Annotated in this window: 25 protein-coding genes; 12 read left to right on the top strand and 13 right to left on the bottom strand. The window is 67.5% G+C overall.

All coding sequences use genetic code 11. The annotated features are described in order from the left end of the window. The first annotated feature begins 137 nt into the window (after positions 1 to 137). Entirely contained in the window at positions 138 to 785 is a 648-nt protein-coding gene (locus AC57BR_RS13355; protein WP_496361303.1) for a DUF6919 domain-containing protein, read from the top strand. A 145-nt stretch (positions 786 to 930) separates the two neighbouring features. After that, positions 931 to 2,094: an ABC transporter substrate-binding protein gene (locus tag AC57BR_RS13350; RefSeq protein WP_496361301.1), complete on the top strand. Its 1,164-nt coding sequence runs from the start codon at positions 931 to 933 to the stop codon at positions 2,092 to 2,094. A 63-nt stretch (positions 2,095 to 2,157) separates the two neighbouring features. On the opposite strand, the gene AC57BR_RS13345 is transcribed toward AC57BR_RS13350, so the two are convergent. Further along, the gene (locus AC57BR_RS13345; protein ID WP_496361299.1) at positions 2,158 to 2,640 is read right to left on the bottom strand and encodes a hypothetical protein; all 483 of its coding nucleotides are present in this window, start codon (positions 2,638 to 2,640) and stop codon (positions 2,158 to 2,160) included. Between the two features lie 201 nt (positions 2,641 to 2,841). Further along, entirely contained in the window at positions 2,842 to 3,555 is a 714-nt protein-coding gene (locus tag AC57BR_RS13340; protein WP_496361297.1) for a GntR family transcriptional regulator, read from the bottom strand. 44 nt (positions 3,556 to 3,599) lie between these two features. Here AC57BR_RS13340 and AC57BR_RS13335 point away from each other — a divergent pair, with 44 nt between their 5' ends. The 4 genes from AC57BR_RS13335 to nagA are packed head-to-tail and all read left to right on the top strand — an operon-like array spanning position 3,600 to position 8,299. After that, complete coding sequence (locus tag AC57BR_RS13335; RefSeq protein ID WP_496361295.1) at positions 3,600 to 5,099, top strand: sugar porter family MFS transporter; 1,500 nt, start codon at positions 3,600 to 3,602, stop codon at positions 5,097 to 5,099. Further along, positions 5,096 to 6,049, top strand: a complete 954-nt coding sequence (locus AC57BR_RS13330) for an N-acetylglucosamine kinase (RefSeq protein ID WP_496361293.1) — start codon at positions 5,096 to 5,098, stop codon at positions 6,047 to 6,049. Before AC57BR_RS13335 ends, AC57BR_RS13330 begins: the two co-directional genes overlap by 4 nt. 49 nt (positions 6,050 to 6,098) lie before the next feature. Further along, positions 6,099 to 7,169 (top strand): SIS domain-containing protein, encoded by a 1,071-nt coding sequence (locus AC57BR_RS13325; protein ID WP_496361291.1) that lies wholly within the window; start codon positions 6,099 to 6,101, stop codon positions 7,167 to 7,169. Continuing rightward, complete coding sequence (gene nagA / locus AC57BR_RS13320) at positions 7,166 to 8,299, top strand: N-acetylglucosamine-6-phosphate deacetylase (protein ID WP_496361289.1); 1,134 nt, start codon at positions 7,166 to 7,168, stop codon at positions 8,297 to 8,299. The genes AC57BR_RS13325 and nagA overlap by 4 nt, the downstream gene beginning before the upstream one ends. 35 nt (positions 8,300 to 8,334) lie before the next feature. On the opposite strand, the gene AC57BR_RS13315 is transcribed toward nagA, so the two are convergent. Next, positions 8,335 to 8,580 (bottom strand): PepSY domain-containing protein, encoded by a 246-nt coding sequence (locus AC57BR_RS13315; protein ID WP_496361287.1) that lies wholly within the window; start codon positions 8,578 to 8,580, stop codon positions 8,335 to 8,337. 82 nt (positions 8,581 to 8,662) lie between these two features. Between AC57BR_RS13315 and AC57BR_RS13310 the strand changes: the two genes are divergently transcribed. Then, on the top strand, positions 8,663 to 9,088 hold the full coding sequence (locus AC57BR_RS13310) for an NUDIX hydrolase (RefSeq protein WP_496361285.1): 426 nt from the start codon (positions 8,663 to 8,665) through the stop codon (positions 9,086 to 9,088). After that, positions 9,081 to 9,458 (top strand): hypothetical protein, encoded by a 378-nt coding sequence (locus tag AC57BR_RS13305; RefSeq protein ID WP_496361283.1) that lies wholly within the window; start codon positions 9,081 to 9,083, stop codon positions 9,456 to 9,458. Before AC57BR_RS13310 ends, AC57BR_RS13305 begins: the two co-directional genes overlap by 8 nt. Before the next feature lie 7 nt (positions 9,459 to 9,465). On the opposite strand, the gene AC57BR_RS13300 is transcribed toward AC57BR_RS13305, so the two are convergent. The 4 genes from AC57BR_RS13300 to AC57BR_RS13285 all read right to left on the bottom strand — a co-directional run bounded on the left by AC57BR_RS13300 (position 9,466) and on the right by AC57BR_RS13285 (position 14,843). Next, the gene (locus tag AC57BR_RS13300; RefSeq protein WP_496361281.1) at positions 9,466 to 10,401 is read right to left on the bottom strand and encodes an NAD(P)-dependent oxidoreductase; all 936 of its coding nucleotides are present in this window, start codon (positions 10,399 to 10,401) and stop codon (positions 9,466 to 9,468) included. 4 nt (positions 10,402 to 10,405) lie between these two features. Beyond that, positions 10,406 to 12,325: a TRAP transporter large permease gene (locus AC57BR_RS13295; RefSeq protein WP_496361279.1), complete on the bottom strand. Its 1,920-nt coding sequence runs from the start codon at positions 12,323 to 12,325 to the stop codon at positions 10,406 to 10,408. Between the two features lie 95 nt (positions 12,326 to 12,420). Continuing rightward, positions 12,421 to 13,443, bottom strand: coding sequence for a DctP family TRAP transporter solute-binding subunit (locus AC57BR_RS13290; protein ID WP_496361277.1), 1,023 nt, complete (start codon positions 13,441 to 13,443; stop codon positions 12,421 to 12,423). A gap of 47 nt (positions 13,444 to 13,490) precedes the next feature. Beyond that, the gene (locus AC57BR_RS13285; RefSeq protein ID WP_496361275.1) at positions 13,491 to 14,843 is read right to left on the bottom strand and encodes an NAD(P)H-dependent oxidoreductase; all 1,353 of its coding nucleotides are present in this window, start codon (positions 14,841 to 14,843) and stop codon (positions 13,491 to 13,493) included. Positions 14,844 to 15,050: 207 nt separating this feature from the next. On the opposite strand from AC57BR_RS13285, the gene AC57BR_RS13280 reads away from it, so the two are divergent. Further along, positions 15,051 to 16,100 carry a LacI family DNA-binding transcriptional regulator gene (locus AC57BR_RS13280; protein ID WP_496361273.1) on the top strand — a complete coding sequence of 350 codons (1,050 nt, stop codon included), beginning with the start codon at positions 15,051 to 15,053 and terminating at the stop codon, positions 16,098 to 16,100. 15 nt (positions 16,101 to 16,115) lie between these two features. Continuing rightward, complete coding sequence (locus tag AC57BR_RS13275) at positions 16,116 to 16,427, top strand: putative quinol monooxygenase (protein WP_496361271.1); 312 nt, start codon at positions 16,116 to 16,118, stop codon at positions 16,425 to 16,427. Between the two features lie 38 nt (positions 16,428 to 16,465). Here the strand turns inward: AC57BR_RS13275 and AC57BR_RS13270 are convergent, their stop codons facing one another. Continuing rightward, entirely contained in the window at positions 16,466 to 17,488 is a 1,023-nt protein-coding gene (locus AC57BR_RS13270) for a LacI family DNA-binding transcriptional regulator (RefSeq protein ID WP_496361269.1), read from the bottom strand. Between the two features lie 126 nt (positions 17,489 to 17,614). On the opposite strand from AC57BR_RS13270, the gene AC57BR_RS13265 reads away from it, so the two are divergent. Together AC57BR_RS13265 and AC57BR_RS13260 are read left to right on the top strand one after the other, a co-directional pair. Beyond that, positions 17,615 to 18,793, top strand: a complete 1,179-nt coding sequence (locus tag AC57BR_RS13265; protein ID WP_496361267.1) for a Gfo/Idh/MocA family protein — start codon at positions 17,615 to 17,617, stop codon at positions 18,791 to 18,793. Then, positions 18,790 to 19,806 (top strand): sugar phosphate isomerase/epimerase family protein, encoded by a 1,017-nt coding sequence (locus AC57BR_RS13260; protein ID WP_496361265.1) that lies wholly within the window; start codon positions 18,790 to 18,792, stop codon positions 19,804 to 19,806. The genes AC57BR_RS13265 and AC57BR_RS13260 overlap by 4 nt, the downstream gene beginning before the upstream one ends. Here AC57BR_RS13260 and AC57BR_RS13255 read toward each other — a convergent pair. The 5 genes from AC57BR_RS13255 to AC57BR_RS13235 form a co-directional block, all read right to left on the bottom strand. Then, a complete protein-coding gene (locus tag AC57BR_RS13255) occupies positions 19,803 to 20,333 on the bottom strand; it encodes a YbhB/YbcL family Raf kinase inhibitor-like protein (protein ID WP_496361263.1) in 531 nt (176 codons plus the stop codon). The genes AC57BR_RS13260 and AC57BR_RS13255 overlap by 4 nt on opposite strands. 9 nt (positions 20,334 to 20,342) lie before the next feature. Continuing rightward, on the bottom strand, positions 20,343 to 21,320 hold the full coding sequence (locus tag AC57BR_RS13250; RefSeq protein ID WP_496361261.1) for a carbohydrate kinase family protein: 978 nt from the start codon (positions 21,318 to 21,320) through the stop codon (positions 20,343 to 20,345). 51 nt (positions 21,321 to 21,371) lie between these two features. Continuing rightward, positions 21,372 to 22,553, bottom strand: a complete 1,182-nt coding sequence (locus AC57BR_RS13245; protein ID WP_496361259.1) for a fatty acid desaturase family protein — start codon at positions 22,551 to 22,553, stop codon at positions 21,372 to 21,374. Between the two features lie 14 nt (positions 22,554 to 22,567). Continuing rightward, positions 22,568 to 23,686, bottom strand: coding sequence for a ferredoxin reductase (locus AC57BR_RS13240; protein WP_496361257.1), 1,119 nt, complete (start codon positions 23,684 to 23,686; stop codon positions 22,568 to 22,570). Between the two features lie 292 nt (positions 23,687 to 23,978). Beyond that, on the bottom strand, positions 23,979 to 24,800 hold the full coding sequence (locus AC57BR_RS13235; protein ID WP_496361255.1) for an alpha/beta hydrolase: 822 nt from the start codon (positions 24,798 to 24,800) through the stop codon (positions 23,979 to 23,981). Positions 24,801 to 24,931: the final 131 nt, after the last annotated feature.

Genomic DNA, 24,931 nt, shown 5'->3' with positions numbered 1-24,931 from the left:
TGCAACTATCCGTCAGCGGAAATATGCGGTCAAAGCGCGGAGAAACCGGGAGATACACGCCGTAACCGCGATTAATACGGCGTTCGACGGCGTCATTGGGCCTGCCGCTCATCCCTAAACCGCGCCTAGCATCGAGTATGAGCGATCAATTCACCACCGAACGTGACGGCTACGGCAGGCTTCTGGCAGACCGTGAAGTGTGGCGGCAGGCAAGTACACTCGCCGCGGCCGGAGAGCTGACCGCGCGGTGGCTTGAGGGCACCAGCGAGTACCAGCCCGGAACCCTCGCCCCGCGCTTCGACGACGAGACCCTGCCCATTGCCGGCCAGCTGGCGGAGCTCAACCGCAGCGGACTGTTCACCAAGGAATCCCAGCCCGGCCTCGGCCCCGACGCCGGCCACGCCCAGCGCGAGTACGTCACCGGCTTCTGCTCCGCGGAGTCGGCGGCCCTCCTGCTGCGGCTCTCTGCCGCGACAGAACTCATTGCCATCGCCCACGCCCCGGGGGAGGTCAGCCAGGCGTCCGTTCCGGTCACACTGCACGACGGCGAAGTGGTGACTGTCCTGGGAAGCAGCGAAAATCCGGTCGAATCGGAGCAGATCCAGGACTGGGCACGCGAAAGCAACGAAAGCCTCGCCCTGCTGCTGGCCGACTCCTGGTACGTCGAGCTGCTCGACCCGGTCTGGGGCCGGCAGCAGCACCTCCTGCCAGCCGTGCTGGAAACCCTGAAGTCCGCCCCGGACGGGCTGTACGCCCGGTTTTTGACGTCCCGCGACTCCCGGTGAAGCCATAAGACCGCCAGGATGAACCATTGCGACGCCGGGTGAACGCCTGCGTCGGTTGCCATTGTGGCCGCCCGAGGGGCCTCCGTAATCTCAATCCAACGCTCAGCGCCATCCCCTCCGCTCCATCATCCAAAAGGAAAACACCATGACTTCTCCGAACGATTTTCCGGGCTCCACCCGGATCGCCGCGGGCCAGCCCGCCGGCCGGAAACGCCCCAGCGGGCTCAAGATCGGCATTGCCGCCGGCATCCTTGCCGTCCTGGGAGCAGGCGTCGCCGTCGCCACCACGGCCGCCAACAACGCCGCCCCGGATTCCGCCAACGCGGCCGCTGCCACCAGCCCCGCCACCGAGCTGAAGCTGGGCTACTTCGGGAACATCACCCACGCCACCGCGCTGGTTGGCGTCCAGAAGGGCTTCATCGCCAAGGAGCTGGGCGACACCAAGCTGAGCACGCAGGTGTTCAACGCGGGCCCGGCAGCGATCGAGGCGCTGAACGCCGGCGCGATCGACGCCACCTACATCGGCCCGAACCCGGCCATCAACTCGTTCGTAAAGAGCAAGGGCGAATCCATCAGCATCATCGCCGGGGCAGCCTCCGGCGGCGCACAGCTGGTGGTCAAGCCGGAGATCAAGACCGCGGCGGACCTCAAGGGCAAGACCCTGGCGTCCCCGCAGCTGGGCGGCACCCAGGACGTGGCGCTGCGCGCCTGGCTGGGCAAGCAGGGCTACAAGACCACGCCCGACGGCGGCGGGGACGTTGCGATCAACCCCACCGAGAACGCCCAGACCCTGAAGCTGTTCCAGAACGGAAAGCTCGACGGCGCGTGGTTGCCTGAGCCATGGGCCTCGCGCTTGGTGCTCCAGGCCGGAGCGAAGGTCCTGGTGGATGAGAAGGACCTGTGGGACGGGTCGCTGACGGGCAAGCCCGGCGAGTTCCCCACCACCATCCTGATCGTGAACAAGAAGTTCGCCGCGGAACACCCGCAGACGGTGGAGGCCCTGCTCAAGGGCCACGTCCAGGCCGTGAAGTGGCTCAACGACACCCCGGCAGCCGAGAAGGCAACGGAAGTGAACGCCGCCCTGAAGGAAGCTGCCGGCAAGGCACTCCCGCAGGAAGTCATTGACCGCTCGCTGAAAAACATCGTGTTCACGGTGGATCCGCTGGCCGGAGCATTCAAGAAGCTGCTGCAGGACGGCGTGGATGCCGGCACCACCAAGCAGGCCGACATCAACGGCATCTTCGACCTGGCGAAGCTGAATGAAGTCACCGGTGAAAAGACCTCTGCCGCAGGGCTGGGCAAGGAATAACGCGGAACAAAAAGGATCCGGCGGGAGCATTCCCGCCGGATCCTTATTTGGTTTAAGTCGCTTTTACAGCACCTCGGAGTATTCGGCCGAGTACTCCGGCACTGCCGAATATTCGGGCACCGCCGAGTACTCCGGCACGGCCGGGTACTCCGCGTTTTTCAGGGCGTAGTGAAAGACCATGCCGTCCGGGCCTTCCTGGCTTCCGACATATTCGGCGGCAACCCATTCCCCGCCGGCCACAGCGCCGGCCCAGGCATGGGCTTCTTCCCAGTGGACGGCGGAGGCCATCCGGCCGGGCTGCAGGCTCATGGACACGGCAACGCGCACCGAGGGCGCGCCACCGGAGGAATGGGGGCAGGTGAAGCCGACGATGTCCACGGACACTCCCGGGGTGGCCAGGCACGGCCGGCGGGCCATGGTGGTGGCTGCCGCATCCAGGCCTCCGGAACCGATGTCCTGCCGCGCCAGTGCGTGGACCTGGCTGCGGAACGTGTTCAGTTCCGCGCCGCATTGCGTCCGGATTCTGTGAACCAAAGCTGTGATCATGTCCCCCTCGATTCAGGGAGGGCGTTACGCCGCCCCGTCGTGATTATGGACTTACACAACCACCCGGTAACTTGCTTCACAATGCCCGGCGACACCCGCCGTCGTGCTACGCAACAGTGCTTCATCTTCTGCAGTTCGGCGTAACAAACGAGTGCCGGCCGCACGTAAATGAACGTGCCGCCCGCCGGAGCAGCGCCTTCCTCAGACGTGCATCCGCGCCACGAAGCGGAACCGGTCGCCCCGGAACACCGACTCGGTCCACTCCACGGGCCGCGCGTCGGGGGTGAAGCCGAGGCGGTGGACCAGGAGCATGGGGGCGCCCATTTCGACGTCGAGAAGCTGCACCTCCGCCGGTCCGGCCAGCTTGGTCTCCACGGTGTCCTCCACCTCCGCGATCCGGATTCCGTAGTCCTCGCGCAGGGCAGCGTACAACGAGCCGCGCTCAGCCACGGTCCGCGCCAGGTCCGGGAGCGGCCCGGCAAGGAATGCAATCTCGTGCGCAAGGGGCTCGCCGTCCACCAGCCTGATCCGCTCCACCCGGTGGATGTCCGTCCCCGGCTCCACCCCCAGCCGCCGCGCCGTGGCCGGATCGGCGGGAAGCACGCTCACATCCACGATCCGGGCCGCGGCCGTGAGGCCCTGGCTCGCGGCGTCGTCAGAAAAGGACGTGAGCTGGCGGACGTGCGTCACCTTCGGCGGCGCCACATAGGTTCCCCTCCCCTGCGTCCGGTCCAGGCGGCCCTCGGACACCAGTTCGCCGATGGCCTGCCGGACGGTGGTGCGGGACGTTCCGTACTGCTCGGCGAGCGCGCGTTCGGTGGGGATCAGCGTTCCGGGCGCCGCGTCCTCGATGAGGGTGAGGATCTGCTCCTTGAGTACGTAGTACTTGGGCAGGGCGGCGGCGGAGGTTTCCATAAATCTGATGGTACCTATTGACACGAAAATTGGTCTAGGCCAAAATGATGGAAATTGGTTTACACCAATTCGGCTTGAACCGGTTTCCCGGACCCGAATCCCCCATCACTTCCAAGGACCCAAAGATGTCGTTCCTGCAAGACCTGCGCCAGACGCCCCGCCTCGGCCTTCTGGTCGGCGGCACCGCCGCCACCATCGGCATAATCTACGGCTACGACCTGTCGAATATCGCCGGTGCCCTGCTGTTCATTACCAAGGAGTTCCAGCTCTCCACCAGCCAACAGGAGCTGGTGACCACCGCCGTCGTCATCGGTGAAGTATTGGGCGCAGTCCTCGGTGGCTGGCTCGCCAACAAACTGGGCCGCAAGGCCTGCATGGTGGGCGTCGCGGGAGCATACGCCGCCTTTGCGGTGCTCAGCGCCCTCGCCGCTGACGTGCCCATGCTGCTCGTGGCCCGCCTGCTCCTGGGCCTGACCATCGGCATCTCCGTGGTGGTGGTGCCCGTCTTCGTGGCCGAGTCAGCGCCGCCCAAGGTGCGCGGCGCCCTGCTCGTGGCTTACCAGGTGGCCACCGTCATCGGCATCATCATCGGCTACCTGGCCGCCTACGTTTTGTCCGCCACCGAAAACTGGCGGCTGATGCTGGGCCTCGCCGCCGTCCCGGCCCTTGCGGTCCTCGCCGTCACCCTCCGCCTCCCGGACACCGCCCGCTGGTACATGATGCGCGGACGCACCGAAGACGCCCGCCGTACGCTCAGCTCGATCGAGCCGGATGCAGACGTCGACGCCGAACTGGCGGACATGCGCCGCGCCATCGGCGAAGAGCGCGGCGGCGGCCTGCGCGAGATGCTCCGCTCGCCGTACCTGAAAGCGACCGTGTTCGTCGTCGGGCTCGGCTTCTTCATCCAGATCACCGGCATCAACGCCGTGGTCTACTACAGCCCCCGGATCTTCGAGGCCATGGGCTTCACCGGCAACGCCGCCCTCCTGCTGCTCCCCGCGCTGGTCCAGGCCGCATCCCTGGTGGCGGTGTTCGTCTCGCTGTCCCTGGTGGACCGGGTGGGCCGGCGGCCCATCCTGCTCGGCGGCATCGGCATGATGATCGTGGCCAACGTCATCCTGGTGGGCGTCTTCATGGCCGGACGTGACTTCGGCGGAATCCTGACTGTGGTCGGCTTCCTCGGGGTCCTGCTGTTCACGGTCGGCTTCACCTTCGGCTTCGGCGCGCTGGTCTGGGTGTACGCCGGCGAGTCGTTCCCCGCCCGGCTGCGTTCCCTGGGCGCCAGCGCCATGCTGACCTCGGACCTCGTGGCCAACGTGATCGTTGCGGCGTTCTTCCTGACCATGCTCCAGCGGCTCGGCGGTGCCGGCACCTTCGCAGTGTTCGGGGCGCTGGCCATCGCCGGCTTCGTCTTCGTCCACCGCCTCGCCCCCGAAACCAAGGGCCGGAACCTCGAGGAAATCCGCCACTACTGGGAAAACGGCGCCCGCTGGCCCGAAGCCACCGGCAGCAGCAACAGCAGCAACAAGCCGGCGGCCAAGTGACGCGGCACGTCCCCGGCCTGGACCGTGTCCTCGGTTTGGATATCGGCGGCTCCAAGACGCACGCCATCCTGGCTGATGTTGAGTGCACACGGTTCGCTGAGTGCACGGTGGGCAGTGCGAACATCGCCTCCGTCGGCCCGGACGAAGCCGCCGCGGCGCTGGACGACCTCGCTGCCCGGCTGGGCATCGGCGAACCTGCAGGCCACGGAATACACGCCGTCTTTGCCGGCGCCGCGGGAGCTGACACGCCGGCGGCCCGGGAACGCCTGAGCGGCCTGCTCTCCCGCAGGTTCCCCGGAGCCCGGATCCACGTGGACCACGACACCCGCATCATCCTTGCGGCCGGCGGCCTCACGGCAGGCACCGTCCTCATCTCCGGCACTGGCTCCGCCGCCTGGGCGAAGGCCATTGACGGCCGGGAGGCCCGGGCCGGCGGCTGGGGCTACCTGCTCGGCGATGAAGGCAGCGGCTACGCCGTGGCCCGCGGCGCGGTCCGCAACGCTTTGCGGGAATCCGACGACGGCCTGCCCGCCGGGCCGTTGACCGCCCAACTTCTGGCGCAGACCGGCGTCACGGAACCCGGGGAGCTGCTGGACCTGTTCTACCGCCGGCCGGAGCGCCGGTACTGGGCCGGGCTGGCCGGAACCGTGTTCGACCTCGCCGCCTCCGACGCTGCGAGCGCGGCCATCGCCGAGGACGCGGCACGGCACCTCGCGGGCCTGGCCCTGACGGTGAACCGAAGGCTGGGCACCAATCCTGAAGGAGCACCGGTCCTGCTGGCGGGCGGAATGCTGGTCAACCAGCCGTCGCTGGCCGCCCGGGTCCGCGAACTGCTCGCCGCCGGCGGCCTCACCGGCGTCCGCGTGCTGGACCGCGCGCCCGCCTGGGGCGCCGTGGAGCTGGCCCGCCAGACTGCAAGCGCACCGCCAACAGCCAAGATCCCCGCCTGATCCCCCCTTCACCCCTTATCCCTGCCCCGCTGATCCCCCAAGGAGACCCATGACCTCGCAAAACACGCTCGCCCCTGCCACCACGGCCCCGCTTCCCGGTTCCCTGATGGCCGCCGAAATCCTGGAACAGCCGGAGGCACTCGCCCGCCAGCTTGAACACGGGCGCCCCGCCATCACCCAACTGGCCGCCACCCTCCGGGACGCCGACATCAGGTACGTCCTCCTGGCTGCCCGCGGCACCAGCGACCACGCGGCCCTGTACGCGAAGTACCTCATCGAGACGGTGTTGGGGCTGCCGGCCGGGCTGGCGTCGCCGTCGAGCCTTACGGTCTACGGCGCGGAACCGAAGATGGACGGCGTGCTGTGGCTGGCGGTCAGCCAGTCCGGCGGCTCCCCGGACCTGGTGGATTCCACCGCCGCTGCCGCCCGGGCCGGCGCCCTCACCGTGGCCGTCACGAACGTCCCGTCCTCGCCGCTGGCCGCTGCCGCCCGGCACCATCTGGACATTTTGGCCGGGCCGGAGCGCGCCGTGGCAGCAACCAAGAGCTACACGTCGCAGCTGCTGGCGCTGTGGCAGCTGATCGACGCCTGGGCCGGAGGAAACGGCGCGGAAGCCGCGGGCCTGCCGCGTCTCGCGGCCGATGTGCTGGCCCGGCCGGAGATACTGGAGGTTGCAGACCGCTACCGCTTCGTGAACCACATCATCACCACGGGACGCGGCTTTTCCTACCCCACCGCACGGGAGGCGGCGCTGAAACTGATGGAAACGTCCTACCTGGCGGCACACGCCTTCTCCGGCGCAGACCTGCTGCACGGGCCCTTCGCCATGATCGACGCCGACCGGCCAGTCATCGCCGTCGCCTCCCCCGGCGCCGGCGGCCGTGCCCTGCACCCCGTACTGGACCGGCTCGCCGAACGGGGCGCGGATGTCTGCCTCGTGGGTGATGCCGGAGCTGCCCGCCCGCTGAACCACGTGGTGCCGCTGCCGGCCGTCCACGAACAGCTCTCGCCGATCCTGGAGATCATGCCCCTGCAGCGGCTGGCACACGCGATGGCGGCCGCGCGCCACCGGGACCCGGATGCTCCCCGGGGCCTGCGCAAGATCACGGAAACCTGGTGAGTCCCACGCTCATTTCCGCTTCCCGGGTCATCCTGCCCGACGCCGTACTGGAGCCCGGCTGGGTGGAGACCGACGGCGGCCGGATCACCGCAGCGGGTCCCGGGCTGCCCGCCCGGGAGCCCGACGCCGATTTTCCGGACGCCATCCTCGCGCCGGGGTTTGTTGATGCCCACATCCATGGCGGCGGCGGCTTCAGCTTCAACGACGCTGATCCCGCTGCCGCCGCGGTCCAGATCGCCGGTGTGCACCGTTCTCACGGCACCACCACGTTGATGGCCAGCCTGGTCACCGCGCCGCTTCCGCAGCTTGAGAAGGCTGTGGCCGCGCTGGCCACCCTGGTGGAGCAGGGGATGCCGGCCGGGATCCATCTGGAAGGCCCGTGGCTGAGCCCAGACCACCGGGGCGCCCACGCGGCGGACCTTCTGCTCGCACCGGAGGCGGCGGCCATCGACCGGCTGATGCTGGCCGGGCGGGGCACCGTCCGGATGGTCACGATAGCGCCTGAACTGGAAGGGGGGCTGGCCGCCATCCGGCAGATCACCGGTTACGGCGCCGTCGCCGCCATCGGCCACACGGGCGCCGGTTACGACCTGGCCCGTGAGGCGATTGGAGCGGGCGCCACCGCCGGAACGCACGTGTTCAACGCGATGCGGCCGCTCCACCACCGGGAACCCGGGCCGGCCCTTGCGTTGCTGGAGGACCCTTCCGTTTTCGCGGAGGTCATAGCCGACGGCGTCCACCTCCACCCGTCGCTGGTCCGCTTCATTGCGGCCAGCCCGGCCCGTGCCGTCTTTGTCACCGACGCCATGGCCGCGGCCTGTGCGCAGGAAGGCACGTACCAGCTCGGCGGGCTGGACGTCCGGGTGTCCGACGGCGAGGCGCGCCTTGTCAGTGACGGCACCATCGCCGGCAGCATCCTCACCCTGGACGCGGCTGTACGGCACGCAGTCCACGACGCCGGCGTCCCGCTCGCCGACGCCATCCGTGCCGCCAGCCAGAACCCGGCGGACATGCTGGGGCTGTCCGACGTCGGCCGCATCGAAGCCGGGCGCAAGGCGGACCTGGTGGTGCTCACCCCCGAACTCGAGGTGGCCGCCGTGATGAAGGCAGGCGAATGGCTCGCTGGTTGAGCCCCGGTGATTGACCCTGTCGAACCCCCCGCCAGTCAGTCGTCCGGGCTCTGGTTCAGGAACTGGAAGTTCGGGCCGATGTTGACTTCCACCTCGGATCCGTCGCTCTTGCGGATCTCCACCTCGTAGGCGGAGCCGGCGTCGTCGCCCCGCTCCACTTCGGTCACCTGCTCCGACCCAATCTTGGCCATCGCGGCGTCGACTGCTTTGTCCCGGTCGGACTGGTTCAGGGGCTGCTGCTTGCCCCCATTTGTGCTCGGGTCATCGTCGAAGGGGTTCACGGAGGTAGCCTTGGGGCAGGAGGGCACCATGGCTGTCAGGAGTGCAGGCCTTCTGCTGTACCGGTAGAACGGCGGGGCGGAAGTGGAAGTGTGGATCGCCCACATGGGCGGGCCATTCTGGGAGCGCAAAGATGAACGCGCCTGGTCGATTCCCAAGGGCGAGTATCTTGAGGAGGAGGATCCGCTCGCGGCGGCGCAGCGTGAGTTCGCGGAGGAAATGGGCGTGCCGGCGCCGGCCGCGGACTACGTGCTGCTCGGCACCTTCCGGCAACCCTCGGGCAAGCTCATCACCGCCTTCGCCGCCGAATCCGCCTTCGCGCCCGAGAAAATCCTGAGCAACACTTTTCCGCTGGAGTGGCCCAAGGGGTCCGGAACGGTACAGGACTTCCCCGAGATTGACCGCGCCGAGTGGATCAGCGAACCCGTAGCCCGCATCAAGCTGGTCAAAGGCCAGCTGCCAATCCTCGACGCGCTTATCCAGCACCTCCGGGGCACTGAGGGTGAGTGACACGCTGCGTGCAGCGTTCGTGCACGAGGCCACTGTAAAGATGGAGGCCGACGGCGACCTGCGCGCCTTGGGCGCCGCAGTCACGCGCGAGCTGTGCGGAAGCTGGGACCACCCGCCGCCGTGCCCGCTGGCACCGCACCACACCCGGCCGTACAGGGACGGGGACGGGGACACGGTCGTTCTGCGGATCATCTTCGCCACGGAACCGGCGAATGAAACCCTCGTCCGCAGCCGCATCGACAGTGCCCTCCGCGAAGGAACCCTCACCGGCCCGGATGGCCGCACCAGCCACTGGGAATTCCTTGGCGGCGGCCCCGGCGAACTCGACCCCGCCGAGGCCGGGCACGCCCGGCGGCTCACCCATGGTTAGCCTGCCGTTACCCTGAACGCCCCAGGAGCGTGCGGTAGATCCCGGTGTGGTCCAGGGCGCCGTCGCCTGCCTCGACCATCAGCTCGAAGGCACCGCGGACGCTGGCAGAGAGAGGCAGCTTCAGCCCGGCGTCCTTGGCGATCTCGGCGATGAAATTCAGGTCCTTGAGCTGGTTTTTCGCGGAGCCTCCACCTTCGAAGTCCCCGTCGATCCAGCGCTGTCCCTTCTGCCGGAGCACCTCTGAATTCGCCAGGCCGCCGGCCAGGATGGACTGCACCTTCTCAAGGTCAAGCCCCGTGGCGGTCGCCACGGCCATGGCCTCGGACAGCGCCGTGACGGTGGCGGACACGACGATCTGGTTGCACGCCTTGACCGTGGACCCCGCACCGGCTTCCCCGAACCAGACGACGGTGGAACTGTAGAGTTCGAAGAGCGGCACGAGGCTCTGAACGGTGTCACGCGGGCCTCCCGCCATGGTGCTCAGCCGTCCTTCCTCCGCCCCGATGGTTCCGCCGCTCAGCGGCGCGTCCACCACCGTCACTCCGTACCGGGTCCGGCAGTCCTCAGCGAACCGGGCCACGGCCACCGGGGACACTGTCCCGTGGATGACCAGGACCGGTTCCCCGATGCCGGCCGCCTTCCACCCGGCCAGCAGTCCGTCCTCGCCGGGCAGCAGGTCGGCGACCTGCGGCAGGTCCGGCAGGACGGTGAGGACGACGCCGGCCGCAGCCTCCGCCGGTGTGCCGGCCACCCGTCCCCCGCCGATGGCCCTGGCCTTGTCCGCGGTCCGGTTCCAGAGCGTGAGGGGGACGCCTCCGGCAAGGATGTTCCTGGCGATCGGTGCGCCCATCGGGCCGGTGCCCAGCAGGGCGACCGACGCTGGAACCCCGGACTTCATCTGGTCCTGAGTGTCTGTCACTGCTGTGTCTGTCACTGTGCTCATGTTGTTAGAAGGGGATCAGGCCGGCCATGGCGGGCAGGAAGGTGCTGAACCATGGAACGGCGGCTAGAACCAGCAGCCCGATGAACACGGCGATGAGGTACGGCCAGAAATGCTTCAGGCTCTTTTCCACGGTCTCGAGTCCGGTTGCGCAGGCAACGTAGAAGCCGACCCCGGCCGGCGGGGCGAATGAACCGATGCCCATGGAAATGATCAGCACCATGGCGTACTGCACCGGGTTGACGCCGAATTCGGTGGCGATGGGCAGAAGCAGCGGCGCGAAAATCAGAACGGCGGGCAGGCCCTCAAGCAGCTGGCCCATGATGATCAGCAGCACCACCGTGAACAGCATGAAGAGAATGGGTGAGTCGCCCAGGCCGGACATGAGGTCGTGGATCTGCTGGGAGACACCGGCCAGTGCCAGAGTCTGGGCCAGCGGCGACGCGGCAGCGATGATGAACAGGACCATGCCCGCCGTCGTAGTTGTTTCCCGGAGGGTATCGCCCAGCAGCTTCTTGCTGCCGCGCCGGTAGGCGGCGGCAAGGACGAAGGCATAGGCGACGGCGACCGAGGACACCTCGGTGGGGGTGGCGAAGCCACTCAGGATGCCCACCACCATGCCTACCGGAAGCAGCAGCGTCGGGATGGCGAAGAACGTGGCGGAGCCGCGCGCACGCCAGGTGGCCTTGGGGCTGGCGACGCCGCCCTGCTTCTTGGCGCGGAAGAAGACGAGCGCCATGACGACGAGGGCCAGGAAGGCGGCCGGAACGAAGCCGGCGAGGAACAGTGTGGTGGTGGAGATCGTGGTGATGGAGCCCATGATGAGCAGGACGATGCTCGGCGGGATGGTCTCACCCATGATGGCCGAGGCGGACAGCACCGCCACCACCTCGCCGCGCGGGTACTTTCGTTCCTCGAGCATGCCGCGCATGGTGGTGCCTACGGCCGCGACGTCCGCGACCTTGGACCCGGAGATGCCGGAGAAGATGTACATGGTCACGACGACCACCTGGAGAAGACCGCCCCGAAGGTGGCCGATGAGCGCGTCCACGAGCTTGGCGAGTGGCAGCGTCAGGCCGGCGGAGTTCATGACGGTTCCGGCGAGGATGAAGAACGGGATGGCCAGCAGCACGAAGCCCTTGGCCCCGGAGGCCATGCCGATCGGGATGGCGCTGACCTCGGAGATGCCGCCGAGGTAGAGGTAAATGCCGGAAGCCAATGCGAGGACGAACGCGATTGGCAGGCCCAGGAAGAGCAGGGCGAACAGGGCAACCAGGACCACGCCGAGCAGGAGGTTGGGTGAGGCGTAGTAGAACAGCGGCTGGGACAGAACAACGACGGCGGCCAGGGCTGCGGTGATCCCGGCGCCGACCAGGACGGCGCGGCGCGGTTGGCGCCAGAGTTTCAGGACGGCGAACCAGGCGATGAGCACCATGCCGATTGAGAAGGGCAGCGACACCCAGAAGACCGGCAGCTGGAGGATCGGTGTTTTTTCCTCGAGCTGCTGGACGAGGGTGGGAACGAAGAGCGCAAAGGCGCCCGCACTCATGACGAAGACAAGGCAGTCGACGAGGGCCGCCAGGTAGGGCTTCCAGTTGGCCGGGAGCCGCATGATCAGGGCCTGGACGGCCATGTGCGCGCCCTTGGGATAGGCGATTGCACCGCCGATGAAGGCGATGGTCAGGAGTGCGATTTCCGACACTTCCTGGGTCCAGAGCACCGAATCACCCGTGACGATCCTGACCGTGATGTTCAGCAGGATCACGACGAGCTCTGCGAGGATCGCCGCGCCTACGGTCCATTCCAGGGCCTTGTCCAGCCAGATGGCCCCGCTCCAGCGCGGTGCGACGTGCCCGTGATGGAGAATCTCTTCCGCATCAGACGGAAGGACCTCTTCGAGTTCCTTGGGGGCGAGTGTATGTTCCATGTTCTTCCAGACTGTCAACGTTGAGAGCGGGATGCTGAGTGCGGGATGCTTGCTGAGGGCCGGAGCGCCGGACTGCGCTCCGGCCTCAAAAGGGGCTACTTGGCTGCGGCGATCGCCTGGTCGAAGAATTCCTTGCCGATCAGCTTCGAGAAGTCCGGGTACAGGCTCTTGGAGACGGCCTTGAACTGCTCGAGTCCGGCGGCGGTGGGCTCGTTGGCCTTCATGCCCTTGGCGGTGAGCTCGGCCAACTGCTTCTCTGACTGCTCGGCGTCGTATTCGGTCTTGAAGGTGGCGGTCTCAGCCGACGCGTCCGTCAGGATCTTCTTCTGGACCTCGTTCAGCGAGTCCCACTTCTTGGAGGACAGGGCCAGGACCCAGGCGTCGTTGATGTGGTGCGTCAGCGAGACGTACTTCTGGACTTCCGAGAACTTGTTGGTCCACGGCACCTCGATCGGGTTTTCCTGTCCGTCGATCGTTCCGGTCTGCAGGCCGGTGAAGACCTCGGAGAAGGCCATGGTGGTGGGGCTGGCGCCCAGCTTGCCGAAGAAGTCCGTCCACAGCGGGTTGCCGGGGACCCGAATTTTCAGGCCCTTGAGGTCCGACGGCTGCTCGATGGGTCGTTCGGAGTTGGTGATCTGGCGCCCGGTCCGGGTGAGGAAGGACAGCGCGACCGTGTTCTTCTCCTTGAGCTTTTCCTTCAGCACGTCGCCCGGCTTGCCGGCCAGGAATGCGGCCTCTTCCTTCGTGTCGTCGAAGAGGTAAGGGATGCTGATGGCGTTCATTTCGGGCACCACGGACGCGTAGACCGACGTCGAGAGGATCAGCGCGTCCAGCGAGCCGCCCTGCAGCCTCGTGACGGCGGCGTTCTGGTCCCCGCTGAAGCTGGTTCCGTTCGGTACCACCGTGACAACCACGGAGCCGTTGGAGGTCTTCTTCACCTGGTCGGCGAAGTGCTGGGCGGAGACGCCCACCGAGGAGGTCAGCGGGTCCGGGATGGACAGCTGGATCTTGGCCACCGGGGCGCCCCCGCCCGGAGCTCCGGAAGCACATCCGGCGAGGAGCGTAGCGGCGAGGGTTGTTGCCAGCACTCCGGTGAGGGCACGGGTCTTGGTGTTCATGTGATGCCTTTCTTCATTGGAAGGAGTCTTGTGAATTGCTCGGTGAGTTAGGAGGTCAGGGCAGCTTCAGTAACAAGCGCCTCGGTTTCGCGGCGCAGCTCGAGGGCCTGGGAGAGGGACTCGTCCATGATGACGTCTTCCCAGCGGACGGTGGCACCCTTGGCGATGTCGGCGCGCAGCTCGACGTGGTGCGCCAGGGCCACCGGCAGGGCGCCGATTTCCACGGAATGCTTGGCCGAGACGAGCTTGCCCCAGACGGTGAAGCCGCCCTCGCCATCGAGGAACTCGCCGGCCTTCAGGTCCTTCTTGGCGGTGGCAACAACGTCACCGAAGAAGCCGACGGGCGAGCCGGTTGCAATGCCGCGGAGGGCTGCGTTGGCAATGGACATGTTCAGCTCGAGGCCCACGTAGTGGTACGGGCGGTACAGCGCTGCGTACTGGCCGGTGGGGTCCGGGTGCCACGGGTATTCGTTGAAGCAGCCGGAAACATAGCCGTTCGTCGCCTTGACGACGACGAAGACGCCCTCCTGGGTGTTGTGGCTGATCCAGCTGCCGTCGCGGTTGACGCTGGACATGACGTCCACGCTTCCCTCGTGCGCCAGGGCACCCCCGACGGCGGCCGGGCGGCAGATGGTGGCGATCTCTTCCACGTCGCCCGGGGTGAAGGTCAGTCCGGCGTCCGAGGGCGTGAGGCCGGCGCCGTTGGCGACGGCGGCCATCTCGATGGATGCCTTGGTTCCGTCACGGAAGGAAGTGTGCATGTAAGGGTTCAGCTGGCCGGAGTCGGTGAGCTCCTTGGAGAACTCCCAGTTTTCCCACACGTTGTCCGGGTTCATCTCGTGGTAGTGCTCAAGGTACTTGGCGCCCTTGCCCGCGCAGACCACGTCGAAGCCGCTGGTCCGGGCCCAGTCCACCAGTTCCATAATGAGGGCGGGCTGGTCGCCGTACGCCATGGAATAGACGACGCCGGCCTCCTCCGCGCGCTTGGCGAGCGCCGGACCTGCAAGGGCGTCGGCCTCGACCGTGACCATGATGATGTGCTTCTTGGTTTCGATGGCCCGCAGCGCGTGCTTCACGCCGACGATCGGGTTGCCGGTGGCTTCGACGATGACGTCGATGTCGACGTCGAACAGTTCGTCCGCGTTTGCCACGATGGTGGTGGAGCGGTTCTCCAGCGCGGTGGCGATGTCCGGGGCGATCTGGTGCTGGGGCCAGCCGACCAGCTCGAAGGCGCCTTCTGCCCGCTTCACATTGATGTCAGCGATGGCAACAACATGGATGCCCGGGATGTTGTTTGCCTGGGCGAGGTACATGGTGCCGTACCGGCCGGCGCCGATGAGTCCGACGCGGATGGGGCGGCCCTGGTTCTCGCGGTCGCTAAGAAGCTTGTGAAGGTTCATGGGGATCTCTCTGATTCATGTCTGACCGATAAGAGATGGCCGTCCACCCTGTGGCGGAGCAACCTCTTCGTCGCACGGTCTGTGATCTGGGTTAGCAGATGTTGTGATCTGGATTACCGGAGTGGAACCGGTTCCACTTTTGTACCAGTCAGTGTTAAGCTGTGTCAACAGATGTCGGTGAAAGCCCACCGGCAGCAAGGAGGAGCATTGAAGAAGGCGCCCACTATCCGCGACGTGGCGGCAGCGGCGGGGGTCTCGGTGTCCGTGGTGTCGCGGGTACTGAACCCGGACTCCGGCCCCGTCGCGCCGGCCAAGCGCGAACAGGTACTGAATGTCATCAGCGACCTCGGGTACCGCCCCCGCGCTGCGGCGCGCGAGCTCAGCGCCGGCCACGCCCTCACCGTCGGCCTGGTGGTCACGGACCTTGCCAACCCGTTTTTCGCCCAGCTGGCGGACCGCGTGGTCTGGGAGGCCCGCAGCCACGGCGTGCAGGTGGTGGTCATGACCACACAGGAGGACCCGCACCTTGAAGCCGAATCCCTGGACACCCTCCTTGACCGTTCGGTGGGTGGCGTCATTGCCACACCAACGGGCGGAAACGTCGAGAAATGGGACCGCCTGCGGGACCTCGGGGTGAACGTGGTTTTCGTTGACCGGGCCATTGCGGAACTCAGCGACGTCGACGTCGTCAGCATCGAAAACTCCGACTCTGCCTGGCGCGCCACCGACCACCTCCTCGCGCTCGGCCATGAGCGGATCGGACTGATCACCGGCCCTGCAAGCACCTCCACAGGGCGTTCGCGGATCGGCGGCTACCGGGCCGCCCTCGAAAGCGCTTCGATAAGCCTCGACCCCACGCTGGTCCGGGACGTCCCCTTCCGCGGAGACGGCGGGGGCGACGCCGTCGGGTCCCTTCTGGCTCTCCCCGATGCCCCCACCGGCCTGATAGTCGCCAACACCGCCCAGGTGCAAAGCTCAGTCCGGCGCCTCGTCCAGATGGGCGTGCGGATACCCGGCGACCTCTCGGTGATCGTCTTCGACGACAACCCCTGGACCGAACTGACAAGCCCCCCGCTCAGCGTGATCCGGCAGCCGATCGGCATGCTTGCGGTGCATTCCCTCGAACTCGTCCTCGGACGGATGCAGGGCCGGCTTCCCGCCGGTGCCAGAACCATCGAAGTGCAGGCGGATTTCGTGCCGCGCAGCAGCTGCGCGGCACCTGTCCGCAATGTCGCCCGCAAGTCCGCAACCAGATAAGGAAAAGGAAAACCCATGACCGTAGTTGTCACCGCCATGTTCACGCCCAAGGAAGGGGCCTTCGACGACGTCGTGGCCGCCCTTTCCCCCGCCATCGCCGAGGTGCACGACGAGCCCGGCTGCATCCTGTATGCCATCCACGAAGCCCCGAACGGCCAAATCGTCATGATCGAAAAGTGGGAAAGCGCCGAGCTCCTGGATGCCCACGGAGCCGGCGACGCTGTCAAGCGCCTGAACGCCTCGCTCGAGGGACTCCTTGAGGAACCGGTGGAGGTAACCCGGCTGGCCGCGATCCCCGCGGGCACCAGCGCGCAGGGCGCGCTCTGATTTTTTGAAGAACGACGGCGGCCCCTCGCCTGAACAGTTCAGGCGGGGGGCGCCGTCGAGCCCCTGACCACCAGTTCCGGGTCCACGAGCTCGATCCGGACCGGCAGTTCCGGATCCTTCATACGGTCCAGCAGGGCCTTCGCAGCTCCGGCACCCACCTCGCCGTTGCGGCCGTCGATGGTGGTCAGGCGCAGCAGGTTCGCCGAGGCGAGCGGCGAATTGTCGTAGCCGATCAGGGAAAGATCCTCCGGGATCCGCCGCCCCCGGTCCCGTGCCGCCGCCGCCACGCCCATTGCCATCACGTCGTTGGCCGCAAAAATCGCCGTGAGCGCGGGGTTTTGGTCAAGCAGCTTCAGCGCGCCCTCGTAGCCGTCCGGCTCCATCGTCAGCCCGTGGCCCTGCACGATGTCCGGCCGCAGCCCATGTTCGCGCATCGCGGCTTCGAACCCCTGCGCGCGCAGACGGGCGGCGCCGCCCCCGCCGGTCACATGCCCGATTTCCCTGTGCCCCAGTCCAATCAGGTGCTCAGTGGCCAGGCGGCCACCTGCCTCGTCGTCATTGGCCACAATGTCCGCCCCCGGGACAACTACGTCGCGGTTGCCCGCCACCACCGCAGGAACGTCGACGGCAGCGAACATCTCCTCCGTGGGCTCGGTCGCGATCACGATGCCGTCCACCCGCAAAGACATGAGCCCGTCCACCGGCGTCCGGTCCAGGTGGGCGTTGAAGGACGGGTCGGCGACGGCCACCCGGAAACCGAGCGGGGCGAGTTCATCGTGCAGCCCGCCCAGCAGGCCTACAAACCAGAGGTTCCGGTAGTCGTCCAGGACGACGCCGATGGTCCGGGACCGGTTGCCGGCCAGGGTCGCCGCCGCCCGGCTCGGGCGGTAGTTCAGCCGTTCAATGGCTTCCTCGACGGCGGCGCGGCGGGCAGCGGAGACGCCGGGCGCACCGCGCAGGACCAACGAGACCAGGGATTTCGATACCCCGGCCGCGGAGGCAACGTCGTAAATGTTCGGGCGTTTGCCGGTCTCCTGGGCCACCCTGCAATTGTCACCCATCAGCGGACCGTTTCGGGATATTGACAGGACAAAGTCGCACCCCTATCGTGTTTATGGAGCGCTCCATTTTACGTTACACATCACAGCGGCTGAGTCCCGCAAAGCCCGTTTCAAAGGAGAAAACCAATGCCCAAAGATCTCGGCGTAGCCGTCATCGGGGCGGGCATGGCCGGCAAGGCCCACGCCGCCGCCTTCCGCACCGCTTCCGCCCTGTACAACCCCGTCCTGCCGCCCATCCGGCTGGTATCCATCGGGGACGTGAACCCGGAGTTCGGCTCCCTCGCCGCCCGGCGGTTCGGTTACGAGCGCAACGACACCTCATGGCAGGCCATCGCCGAGGCCGATGACATCGACGTCGTCAGTGTTGTCATCGCCAACTCACTGCACCGGGAAGTGGTGGAGGGCCTCCTCGCCGCCGGCAAGCACGTGCTGTGCGAGAAGCCGCTGAGCGATACCCTGGACGACGCCCGGGCCATGGCCGACGCCGCCCGCAACGCCTCCTCAATCGCCCGCATCGGGTTCACCTTCCGCCGAACCCCGGGCATCGCCTACATCCGGGAGCTCATCCGCAACGGGACCCTGGGCAAGGTGCTGCACTTCAGCGGCCGCTACTGGACTGACTACGGCTTCAGCCCGGAGGCCCCCATGAGCTGGCGCTACAAGGGCGGCCCCGGCTCTGGTGCGCTGGCCGACGTCGGAAGCCACCTGGCCTACGTCTCCGAGTTCCTTTGCGGCGACATCAAGTCCATCAGCGGCGGCCGCCTCAGCACGGCCATCGACAAGCGGCCCCTGCCGCTGGGCGCCGTCATGGGGCACGACCACGCCGCCGTCAGCGACACCTTCGAGGCCGTGGAGAATGACGACTACGCAGCTTTCTCCGCCGAGTTCGAAAACGGCGCGGGCAGCTTCGAGGTCTCCCGCGTCGCGGCAGGACACGCCAACAGCCTCAACTTCGAGGTCTTCTGCGAGAACGGCTCCGCGAAGTTCGATCAGCGCCGCCCTGCCGAGATCCAGCTGTTCCTCAACGACGGCTCCGGCCTCGAAAACGGCTACCGCCAGGTCATCCTCGGTCCGGGCCACCCCTACATCGCCGGCGGCCTGGCCATGGACGCCCCCGAGGTCGGCTTCGGCCAGAACGACGCGTTCGCCTACCAGTCCCGTGCGTTCCTCGAAGAGGTCGCAGGCCTCAGCGAAGACGAATCCCTGCCGCGCTGTGCCACCTTCGACGAAGGCGTCCGCAACATGGAACTGCTCGCCGCGGTCACCGAATCAGCCCTGAACAACGGAAAGAAGATCACGCTATGAAGCTCGGCGTCTACAACGCGATCCTGCACGACCGCCCGCTTCCCGAAGCCCTGAAAGTCGTCGCCGACCTGGGCCTGACCGGCATCGAAATCAACTCCGGCGGGTTCCTGCCCGCGGTGCACGTCCCCACCTTCGACGACATCCTCGAGAGCGACGCCGCCCGCGATGATTACCTGGCGATCTTCGAGGGCACCGGCGTCTCCATCGCCGGGCTGAACTGCAACGGTAACCCGCTGCACCCCAACCGCGCGATCGGTGACAAGCACGCCGGGGACATCCGCCGCTCCATCCGCCTGGCCCACCGCCTGGGACAGAACCGGGTGGTCACCATGTCCGGCCTCCCCGGCGGAGAACCCGGCGCCACCGTGCCGAACTGGATCGTGAACGCCTGGAACTCCGCGGCACTGGACGTCCTGGACTACCAGTGGGGCGTCGCCGCCGAGTTCTGGAAGGAAACCGACAGGCTCGCCGCCGACCTCGACGTCAAGGTCGCCGTGGAACTGCACCCGCAGAACCTCGTCTTCAACCCCGCCGACGTGTACAAGCTCGTCGAGCTGACCGGCGCCACGCACGTGGGCGTGGAACTCGACGCTTCCCACCTGTTCTGGCAGCAAATGGACCCGGTGGCCGTGGTCCGCGAACTCGGCCCGCTGGTGTTCCACGCCGCGGCCAAGGATGTGCGCGTCAACAAGGAAACCGCCGCGGTCTACGGCGTCCTGGACAGCCGCTTCCGCCGGCTGTCCCCGGAGGAGAACCGGACCAACCTCGGCGGCGACGAGTGGGCCAACGAATGGCCCAAGCCCGCCGCCTGGGACTTCGTCGCCCTCGGCAAAGGCCACGACACCGCCTACTGGACCGAGTTCCTGCGCGCCCTCCACGAAGTGGACCCCGACATGCTCGTCAACATCGAACACGAAGACGTCGAACTGGGCCGCATCGAAGGCCTGGAAGTGGCCTCGAAAGTTCTCAAAGAAGCAGACGCAGCCCTGGCCGCCTCCCTGGTCAGCCCCTAGCGCTGGTAAACACCCGTGAGCGTTGCCGTGCCCAGCAGATGGCGGGCGAGTTCGGAACCCAGACCGGCAGGCTTCGCACCTGCCCCGCCAGGCAGCTCCTCGACGTCCAGTGCGTAGGCTGTGATGATGTAGCGGTGCCGGCCGTGCCCCGGCGGCGGGGCCGCCCCAAGGTAGCCGCGGAAGCCGGCGTCGTTCTTCAGCTGCACGGCGCCTGGCGGGAGCTGCGGGCCGCCCTCGGCCCCGGCGCCCTCCGCCAGGGAGGTGGTGCCAGCGGGGATGTTGAGGACCGCCCAGTGCCAGAACCCGCCGGCGCCCGGTGCGTCCGGATCAAACACGGTCACGGCGTAGCTCCTGGTCGCGTCCGGCGCCCCGCTCCAGCTCAGCTGCGGGGACTCGTCGGCGCCGCCGGCGTGCATCCTGCCACTGCGCTGCGGCGGCGGCAGGGTCCCGCCATCCTCGAAGGACCGGCTGGTGAGCCCGAACGTGGGGACGTCCGGCAGGTTTGAAAACGGGCCCGGCGATGTCATGGCTGCTCCTCAGGTGGTAGGAACTTCGGCTTCCTCGTTTGCTGCTTCCGCGTCTGCTTCGACCCGGTTGAGCTCCGCCCGGGTGGGCGGATTGGCGCCTGCACGGGACACAGTAACTGCCGCGGCGCGGGAGGCATGGGCCAGGAGTGCCGTGAGCCCCTCTGCCGGGAGCGCCCGCAGGTCCGCCCGGTTCTGGGCGCCGTCCAGGCCGCGGTCCACCACGCCGGACAGCAGCGCCGCCATGAAGGAATCCCCCGCGCCCACGGTGTCCGCCACCTCCACACGGGGTGCGGCAAACTCGGCCTCGCCCGCGGCGGTGATCCCCCAGGGCCCGGCCGCGCCGCGCGTCACCACCACGACGGCCGGCCCTTCGGCCCCGCCAAGCTTCAGCCAGCGGCGCGCGGACTCCAATGGGTCCACGCCGGGGTAGAGCCAGGCGAGGTCCTCGTCGGAGGCCTTGACGACGTCCGCGAGGGTCACGAACTTTTCCGCCTGCCGGCGGGCGTAATCGGCGTCCGTGATGATGCTGGGGCGGCAGTTGGGGTCAAAACTGATGGTCGACGCCGGGTGGGCATGTTCGACGGCGGCCAGCACCTCCGCGGCGCCGGGCGCCAGCATGGTGGCGATGGAGCCGGTGTGCAGCAGCGTGTTCGCCTGCAGCATGAACGGCAGCCGTTCCCCCAGGCCGGGGAGCTCCCAGGCGAGGTCGAACGTGTAGGTGGCGGCGCCGTCGTCGTCCACCAGTGCGGTGGCCACGCTGGTGGGCAGCCCGTCCGGGGCCTGCGGAAGCATGACGGAACTCGCCCTCAGGTGGGCGGCCACCGACTCCCCGTACGCGTCCCGGCCGTACCGGCCGACGAACTGCACCGGGTGCCCCAGGCGGGCGAGCCCGACGGCGACGTTGAGCGGGCTGCCGCCCACATGGGCTTCGATTCCAGAGCTGCGCTGGACCACGTCCACGAGGCCCTCGCCGATAACAGTGAGCATGGTCATACTCTGCCAGAGAACGCCGCCCGGCGCTCGGCTTCACTGCAGCGGCTAGGCCTTCTTCCCGGGCAGGGCGAGCTTGAAGACCTTCGCCCAGGACGATCCCACCTGCTTCAGCAGCGGCCCGGTGGTGTACGGCAGGCCGTAGCGCCGGCAGATTTCCTGCACCTTCGGGGCCACTTCGCCGTACCTGTTGGACGGCAGGTCCGGGAAGAGATGGTGCTCGATCTGGTGGGACAGGTTCCCGGTCATGATGTGCATGAACTTGGAGCCGGAAATGTTGGCGGAGCCGATCATCTGCCGGACGTACCAGTCGCCGCGGGTCTCGCCCTCCACCATTTCCTCCGTGAAGGTGTCCGTCCCTTCGGGGAAGTGGCCGCAGAAAATCACTGCGTGCGCCCACACGTTGCGGACCGCATTGGCGGTGAGCGTGCCGTAGAGGGCCTGTTTTCCCGAACCGGTGAGCATGGCCACGGCCGGGGTGGCAGCATAGTCCTTGGTGAACTGCTTGAGCGCCTTGACGCCGAGGGCCTTGAGGTCCCGGACCATGGCCTCCTTGCTCTTCTTGCCCTCCTTGTATTCGACGAGCTCCAGGTCGTAGACCGCGATGCCCCATTCGAATATCGGGGCGAGGATCGCGTTGTACAGCGGATTGCCCAGGGCGCGCGGGGTCCAGGGCTGGTCCTCGTCCATGCGCAGCAGGTTGTATCCGACGTCGTTGTCCTTGCCCACCACGTTGGTCCAGCGGTGGTGCAGGTCGTTGTGGGTGTGCTGCCACGAACGCGCCGGGGTCACGAAGTCCCATTCCCACGTGGTGGAGTGGATGTCCGGATCGCGCATCCAGTCCCACTGGCCGTGGAGGATGTTGTGGCCGATCTCCATGTTTTCCAGGATCTTGGCGAGGCTGAGCAGACTGGTGCCGGTGACCCAGGCGGCCTTGTTGCGGCCCATCAGCAGCGCCGCCCTGCCGGCAATCTCCAGCCCCCGCTGGATTTTGATCACGCGGCGGATGTAGGCGGCGTCGGAGGCTCCGCGCTTGGCCAGGATCTCATCCTTAATGGCGTCCAGTTCCCGGCCGAGCTCTGCCACCTGCTCGTCGGTAAGGTGCGCTGCGGCGGGCGGGCGCACGGCCGGCCGGCCGGAGGCGGCCAGGGCCCCGGGCCGCGGTTTCGGGACCGGCTTGCCGGTGGTGGACTTCGTAGTCGCGTCTGTGCGATCGGATATTGCAGTCATGCTTGTGTTGCTCCTCAGATGTCGAGGTTAACGGGCCCGGCAGCTGCCGAAACGCACGTCTGGATTAGTTGGCCCGGTTCACCGTGGACTTCACCGGTGCGAAGGTCCCGGACCTGCCCTGCACGCAGGGGCAGCAGGCAGCTGTGGCAGATGCCCATGCGGCAGCCGCTGGGCATGAGGACGCCGGCGTCTTCGCCGACGTCGAGAAGGGGGGTGTCGCCGTCGGCCTCCACCTCGCGGTCGGAAGCCTCAAAGGTGACCAGGCCGCCGTCGTGCCCCGCACCACCCAGCAGGCTGGTGTTGAAACGTTCGATGATGAGGTTGACGGGGTCTGCCGCGAAGGGGCCTGTGGCTGCGGCCGCACGGGATGATTTGGGGTCCTTGGGATGGGCGGCAGCTTCGGCGGCCCACAAAGCTTCTGCGTCGTCGAGGAACGCTTCCGGGCCGCAGGCGTAGGCGGCGCGGCGGCGCCAGTCCGGGCAGAGGCTCTCCAGCCCGGCGGCCGTGCCGAAGTCCAGCCGGCCGCGCTCCCCCGTGTACCAGTGCGTGACGCGGAAGTTGGGAAACTGGTCGGCGAGCTCGGAAAGTTCTTCGCGGAAAATACTGTCCTCCGGCCGGCGGGCGGAGTGGATCAGCACCACATCGGCGTCGGGACGGTGCGGCACGAGCGTGCGGACCATGGACATCACAGGGGTGATGCCGCTGCCGGCGGTGAGCATCAGGAGCGGCCGGGGATGTTCGGGGAGGACGAAGTCGCCCTGCGGGGGCGCCAGGAACAGGACGTCCCCGGGCCGGGTGTTACGGACCAGGACGCCGGACACGGCACCCATGTCACTGACGGTAATGGCCGGGTCCTCGCCCGCCGGGGCGCTCAGCGAGTAGGAGCGCCAGTGCCGGACGCCGTCGAGCTCCACGCCAATACGGGCCCACTGGCCGGCCTTGTGGGCCTTCCAGCCGCGGCCGGGACGGAAATGGATGGTGGCTGAATCGGCCGTTTCGGGAACGACTTTGGTGACCACGCCGCGCAGCTGACGGGCGGAAAACACCGGATCAAAGAGCGCGAGAATATCCTCCGGGGCTAGAGGAGTTGTCAGTACAGACGCGGCGCGGGCCAGCTTTCGAAGCCGAATCATGCTGTCCACCCGATGTTGGGTTCACCCATGTGTATCTCCTAGTGAAACCCGGGATCGTAATATACAAAAGTACCTCAGTCCCGTCCTACAAGCGTCCTCCATGCCGGCGCCGGTAGCAACCGACGTCCGGGACAGGTGCGCTGTTGTTGACAAGGCATGTCCCTCCGTTGTGGCGTGTGCTGGCTTAGCGGTTGATGATAAGCATACTTACCGCCGGCGTGCATAGCGCGGCGGAACCCATATCAATGCAACGAACGCACGACGAAGGAGTTCCCGCGCTCCGGGCAGACGCCTAAAGCTGCAGCAGCTCCTGCACCAACTCGCGGCACTTCCGGTAGGACGGGGCCTTCGGGTCGATCAGCGAGAAGTGGTCGCCCGGGACCTTGACCACCTGGACCGGGGCACCGGCTGCGCGGGCCGCCGTGGCGTAGGCCTCGGACTGGCTGACCGGCACGGTGTCGTCGTCGAGCCCGTGGACAGCGTAGACCGGGATGGTCAGCGGCACGGCACTCATGGGGTCGGCGTACTTGTGGCGCTTGGGGTACCGCTCGGCGGAGCCGCCCAGCAGGTTGCTGACAGCGCCGTTGCTGAGATCGGCCCACTCGGCCTGCGCGAGGTTGAGCAACCCGGACTGGCTGACCACTCCGGTCAGGTGGACGGCTTCACCGTTGAGGTTCCGGCCTACCTGCCGGTCGGCGTCTGCCGCACCGAGCCCCGCAAGCCGGTCCCGGCCGGCCGCCCAGACGGCCAAATGCCCGCCGGCCGAGTGCCCCAGCGCCACCACCCGGTTCAGGTCGAGGTCGTGCTCGACGGCCACCTCGCGGAGTTTGTCGATCCCGGCGAGGACATCCTCGAACGTCCGCGGCCAGCCGCCGCCGTTGCCCGCCCGCCGGTACTCCAGGTTCCAGGCCACGATGCCGTGCGCTGCGAGGTCCTTCGCCAGCGGCTCGCCGAGTTCGGCGCCGTACTGCGAGCGCCAGTAGCCGCCATGGATCACCACAACAACGCCGCGAAGGGATGGCGGCTTGCCGTTGCGTGTGGCAGGTGTCTCCGGCAGGAAGAGCTCGCCCCACTGGCTGGGGTGGTCACCGTAGTGGTACTTCTGCCGCTTCACTGCATCCTCCTAGGATCCTTCGAACGGGGCGCCGGGCCCCTCCTTGCCGCCTCCTGCGCCCGGGATCCGGGGTTGCAGGGCACGACGGCGCACAACAGCCATGTGCCGAGCCTACAGGGAGGCCGCTTCCA

This window comes from Arthrobacter sp. BGA-UO-ETr-C19 (assembly GCF_059568005.1).
The sequence above is the reverse complement of the archived record's forward strand: the minus strand, read 5'-3'. Positions and strand labels throughout refer to the sequence as shown.

Coding starts and splice junctions, on each gene's coding strand:
- AC57BR_RS13355 (WP_496361303.1), top strand. CDS start 138: ATGAGCGATCAATTCACCACCGAACGTGACGGCTACGGCAGGCTTCTG.
- AC57BR_RS13350 (WP_496361301.1), top strand. CDS start 931: ATGACTTCTCCGAACGATTTTCCGGGCTCCACCCGGATCGCCGCGGGC.
- AC57BR_RS13345 (WP_496361299.1), bottom strand. CDS start 2,640: ATGATCACAGCTTTGGTTCACAGAATCCGGACGCAATGCGGCGCGGAA.
- AC57BR_RS13340 (WP_496361297.1), bottom strand. CDS start 3,555: ATGGAAACCTCCGCCGCCGCCCTGCCCAAGTACTACGTACTCAAGGAG.
- AC57BR_RS13335 (WP_496361295.1), top strand. CDS start 3,600: ATGATGGAAATTGGTTTACACCAATTCGGCTTGAACCGGTTTCCCGGA.
- AC57BR_RS13325 (WP_496361291.1), top strand. CDS start 6,099: ATGACCTCGCAAAACACGCTCGCCCCTGCCACCACGGCCCCGCTTCCC.
- AC57BR_RS13300 (WP_496361281.1), bottom strand. CDS start 10,401: ATGAGCACAGTGACAGACACAGCAGTGACAGACACTCAGGACCAGATG.
- AC57BR_RS13295 (WP_496361279.1), bottom strand. CDS start 12,325: ATGGAACATACACTCGCCCCCAAGGAACTCGAAGAGGTCCTTCCGTCT.
- AC57BR_RS13290 (WP_496361277.1), bottom strand. CDS start 13,443: ATGAACACCAAGACCCGTGCCCTCACCGGAGTGCTGGCAACAACCCTC.
- AC57BR_RS13285 (WP_496361275.1), bottom strand. CDS start 14,843: ATGAACCTTCACAAGCTTCTTAGCGACCGCGAGAACCAGGGCCGCCCC.
- AC57BR_RS13275 (WP_496361271.1), top strand. CDS start 16,116: ATGACCGTAGTTGTCACCGCCATGTTCACGCCCAAGGAAGGGGCCTTC.
- AC57BR_RS13270 (WP_496361269.1), bottom strand. CDS start 17,488: ATGGGTGACAATTGCAGGGTGGCCCAGGAGACCGGCAAACGCCCGAAC.
- AC57BR_RS13265 (WP_496361267.1), top strand. CDS start 17,615: ATGCCCAAAGATCTCGGCGTAGCCGTCATCGGGGCGGGCATGGCCGGC.
- AC57BR_RS13260 (WP_496361265.1), top strand. CDS start 18,790: ATGAAGCTCGGCGTCTACAACGCGATCCTGCACGACCGCCCGCTTCCC.
- AC57BR_RS13255 (WP_496361263.1), bottom strand. CDS start 20,333: ATGACATCGCCGGGCCCGTTTTCAAACCTGCCGGACGTCCCCACGTTC.
- AC57BR_RS13250 (WP_496361261.1), bottom strand. CDS start 21,320: ATGCTCACTGTTATCGGCGAGGGCCTCGTGGACGTGGTCCAGCGCAGC.
- AC57BR_RS13245 (WP_496361259.1), bottom strand. CDS start 22,553: ATGACTGCAATATCCGATCGCACAGACGCGACTACGAAGTCCACCACC.
- AC57BR_RS13240 (WP_496361257.1), bottom strand. CDS start 23,686: ATGATTCGGCTTCGAAAGCTGGCCCGCGCCGCGTCTGTACTGACAACT.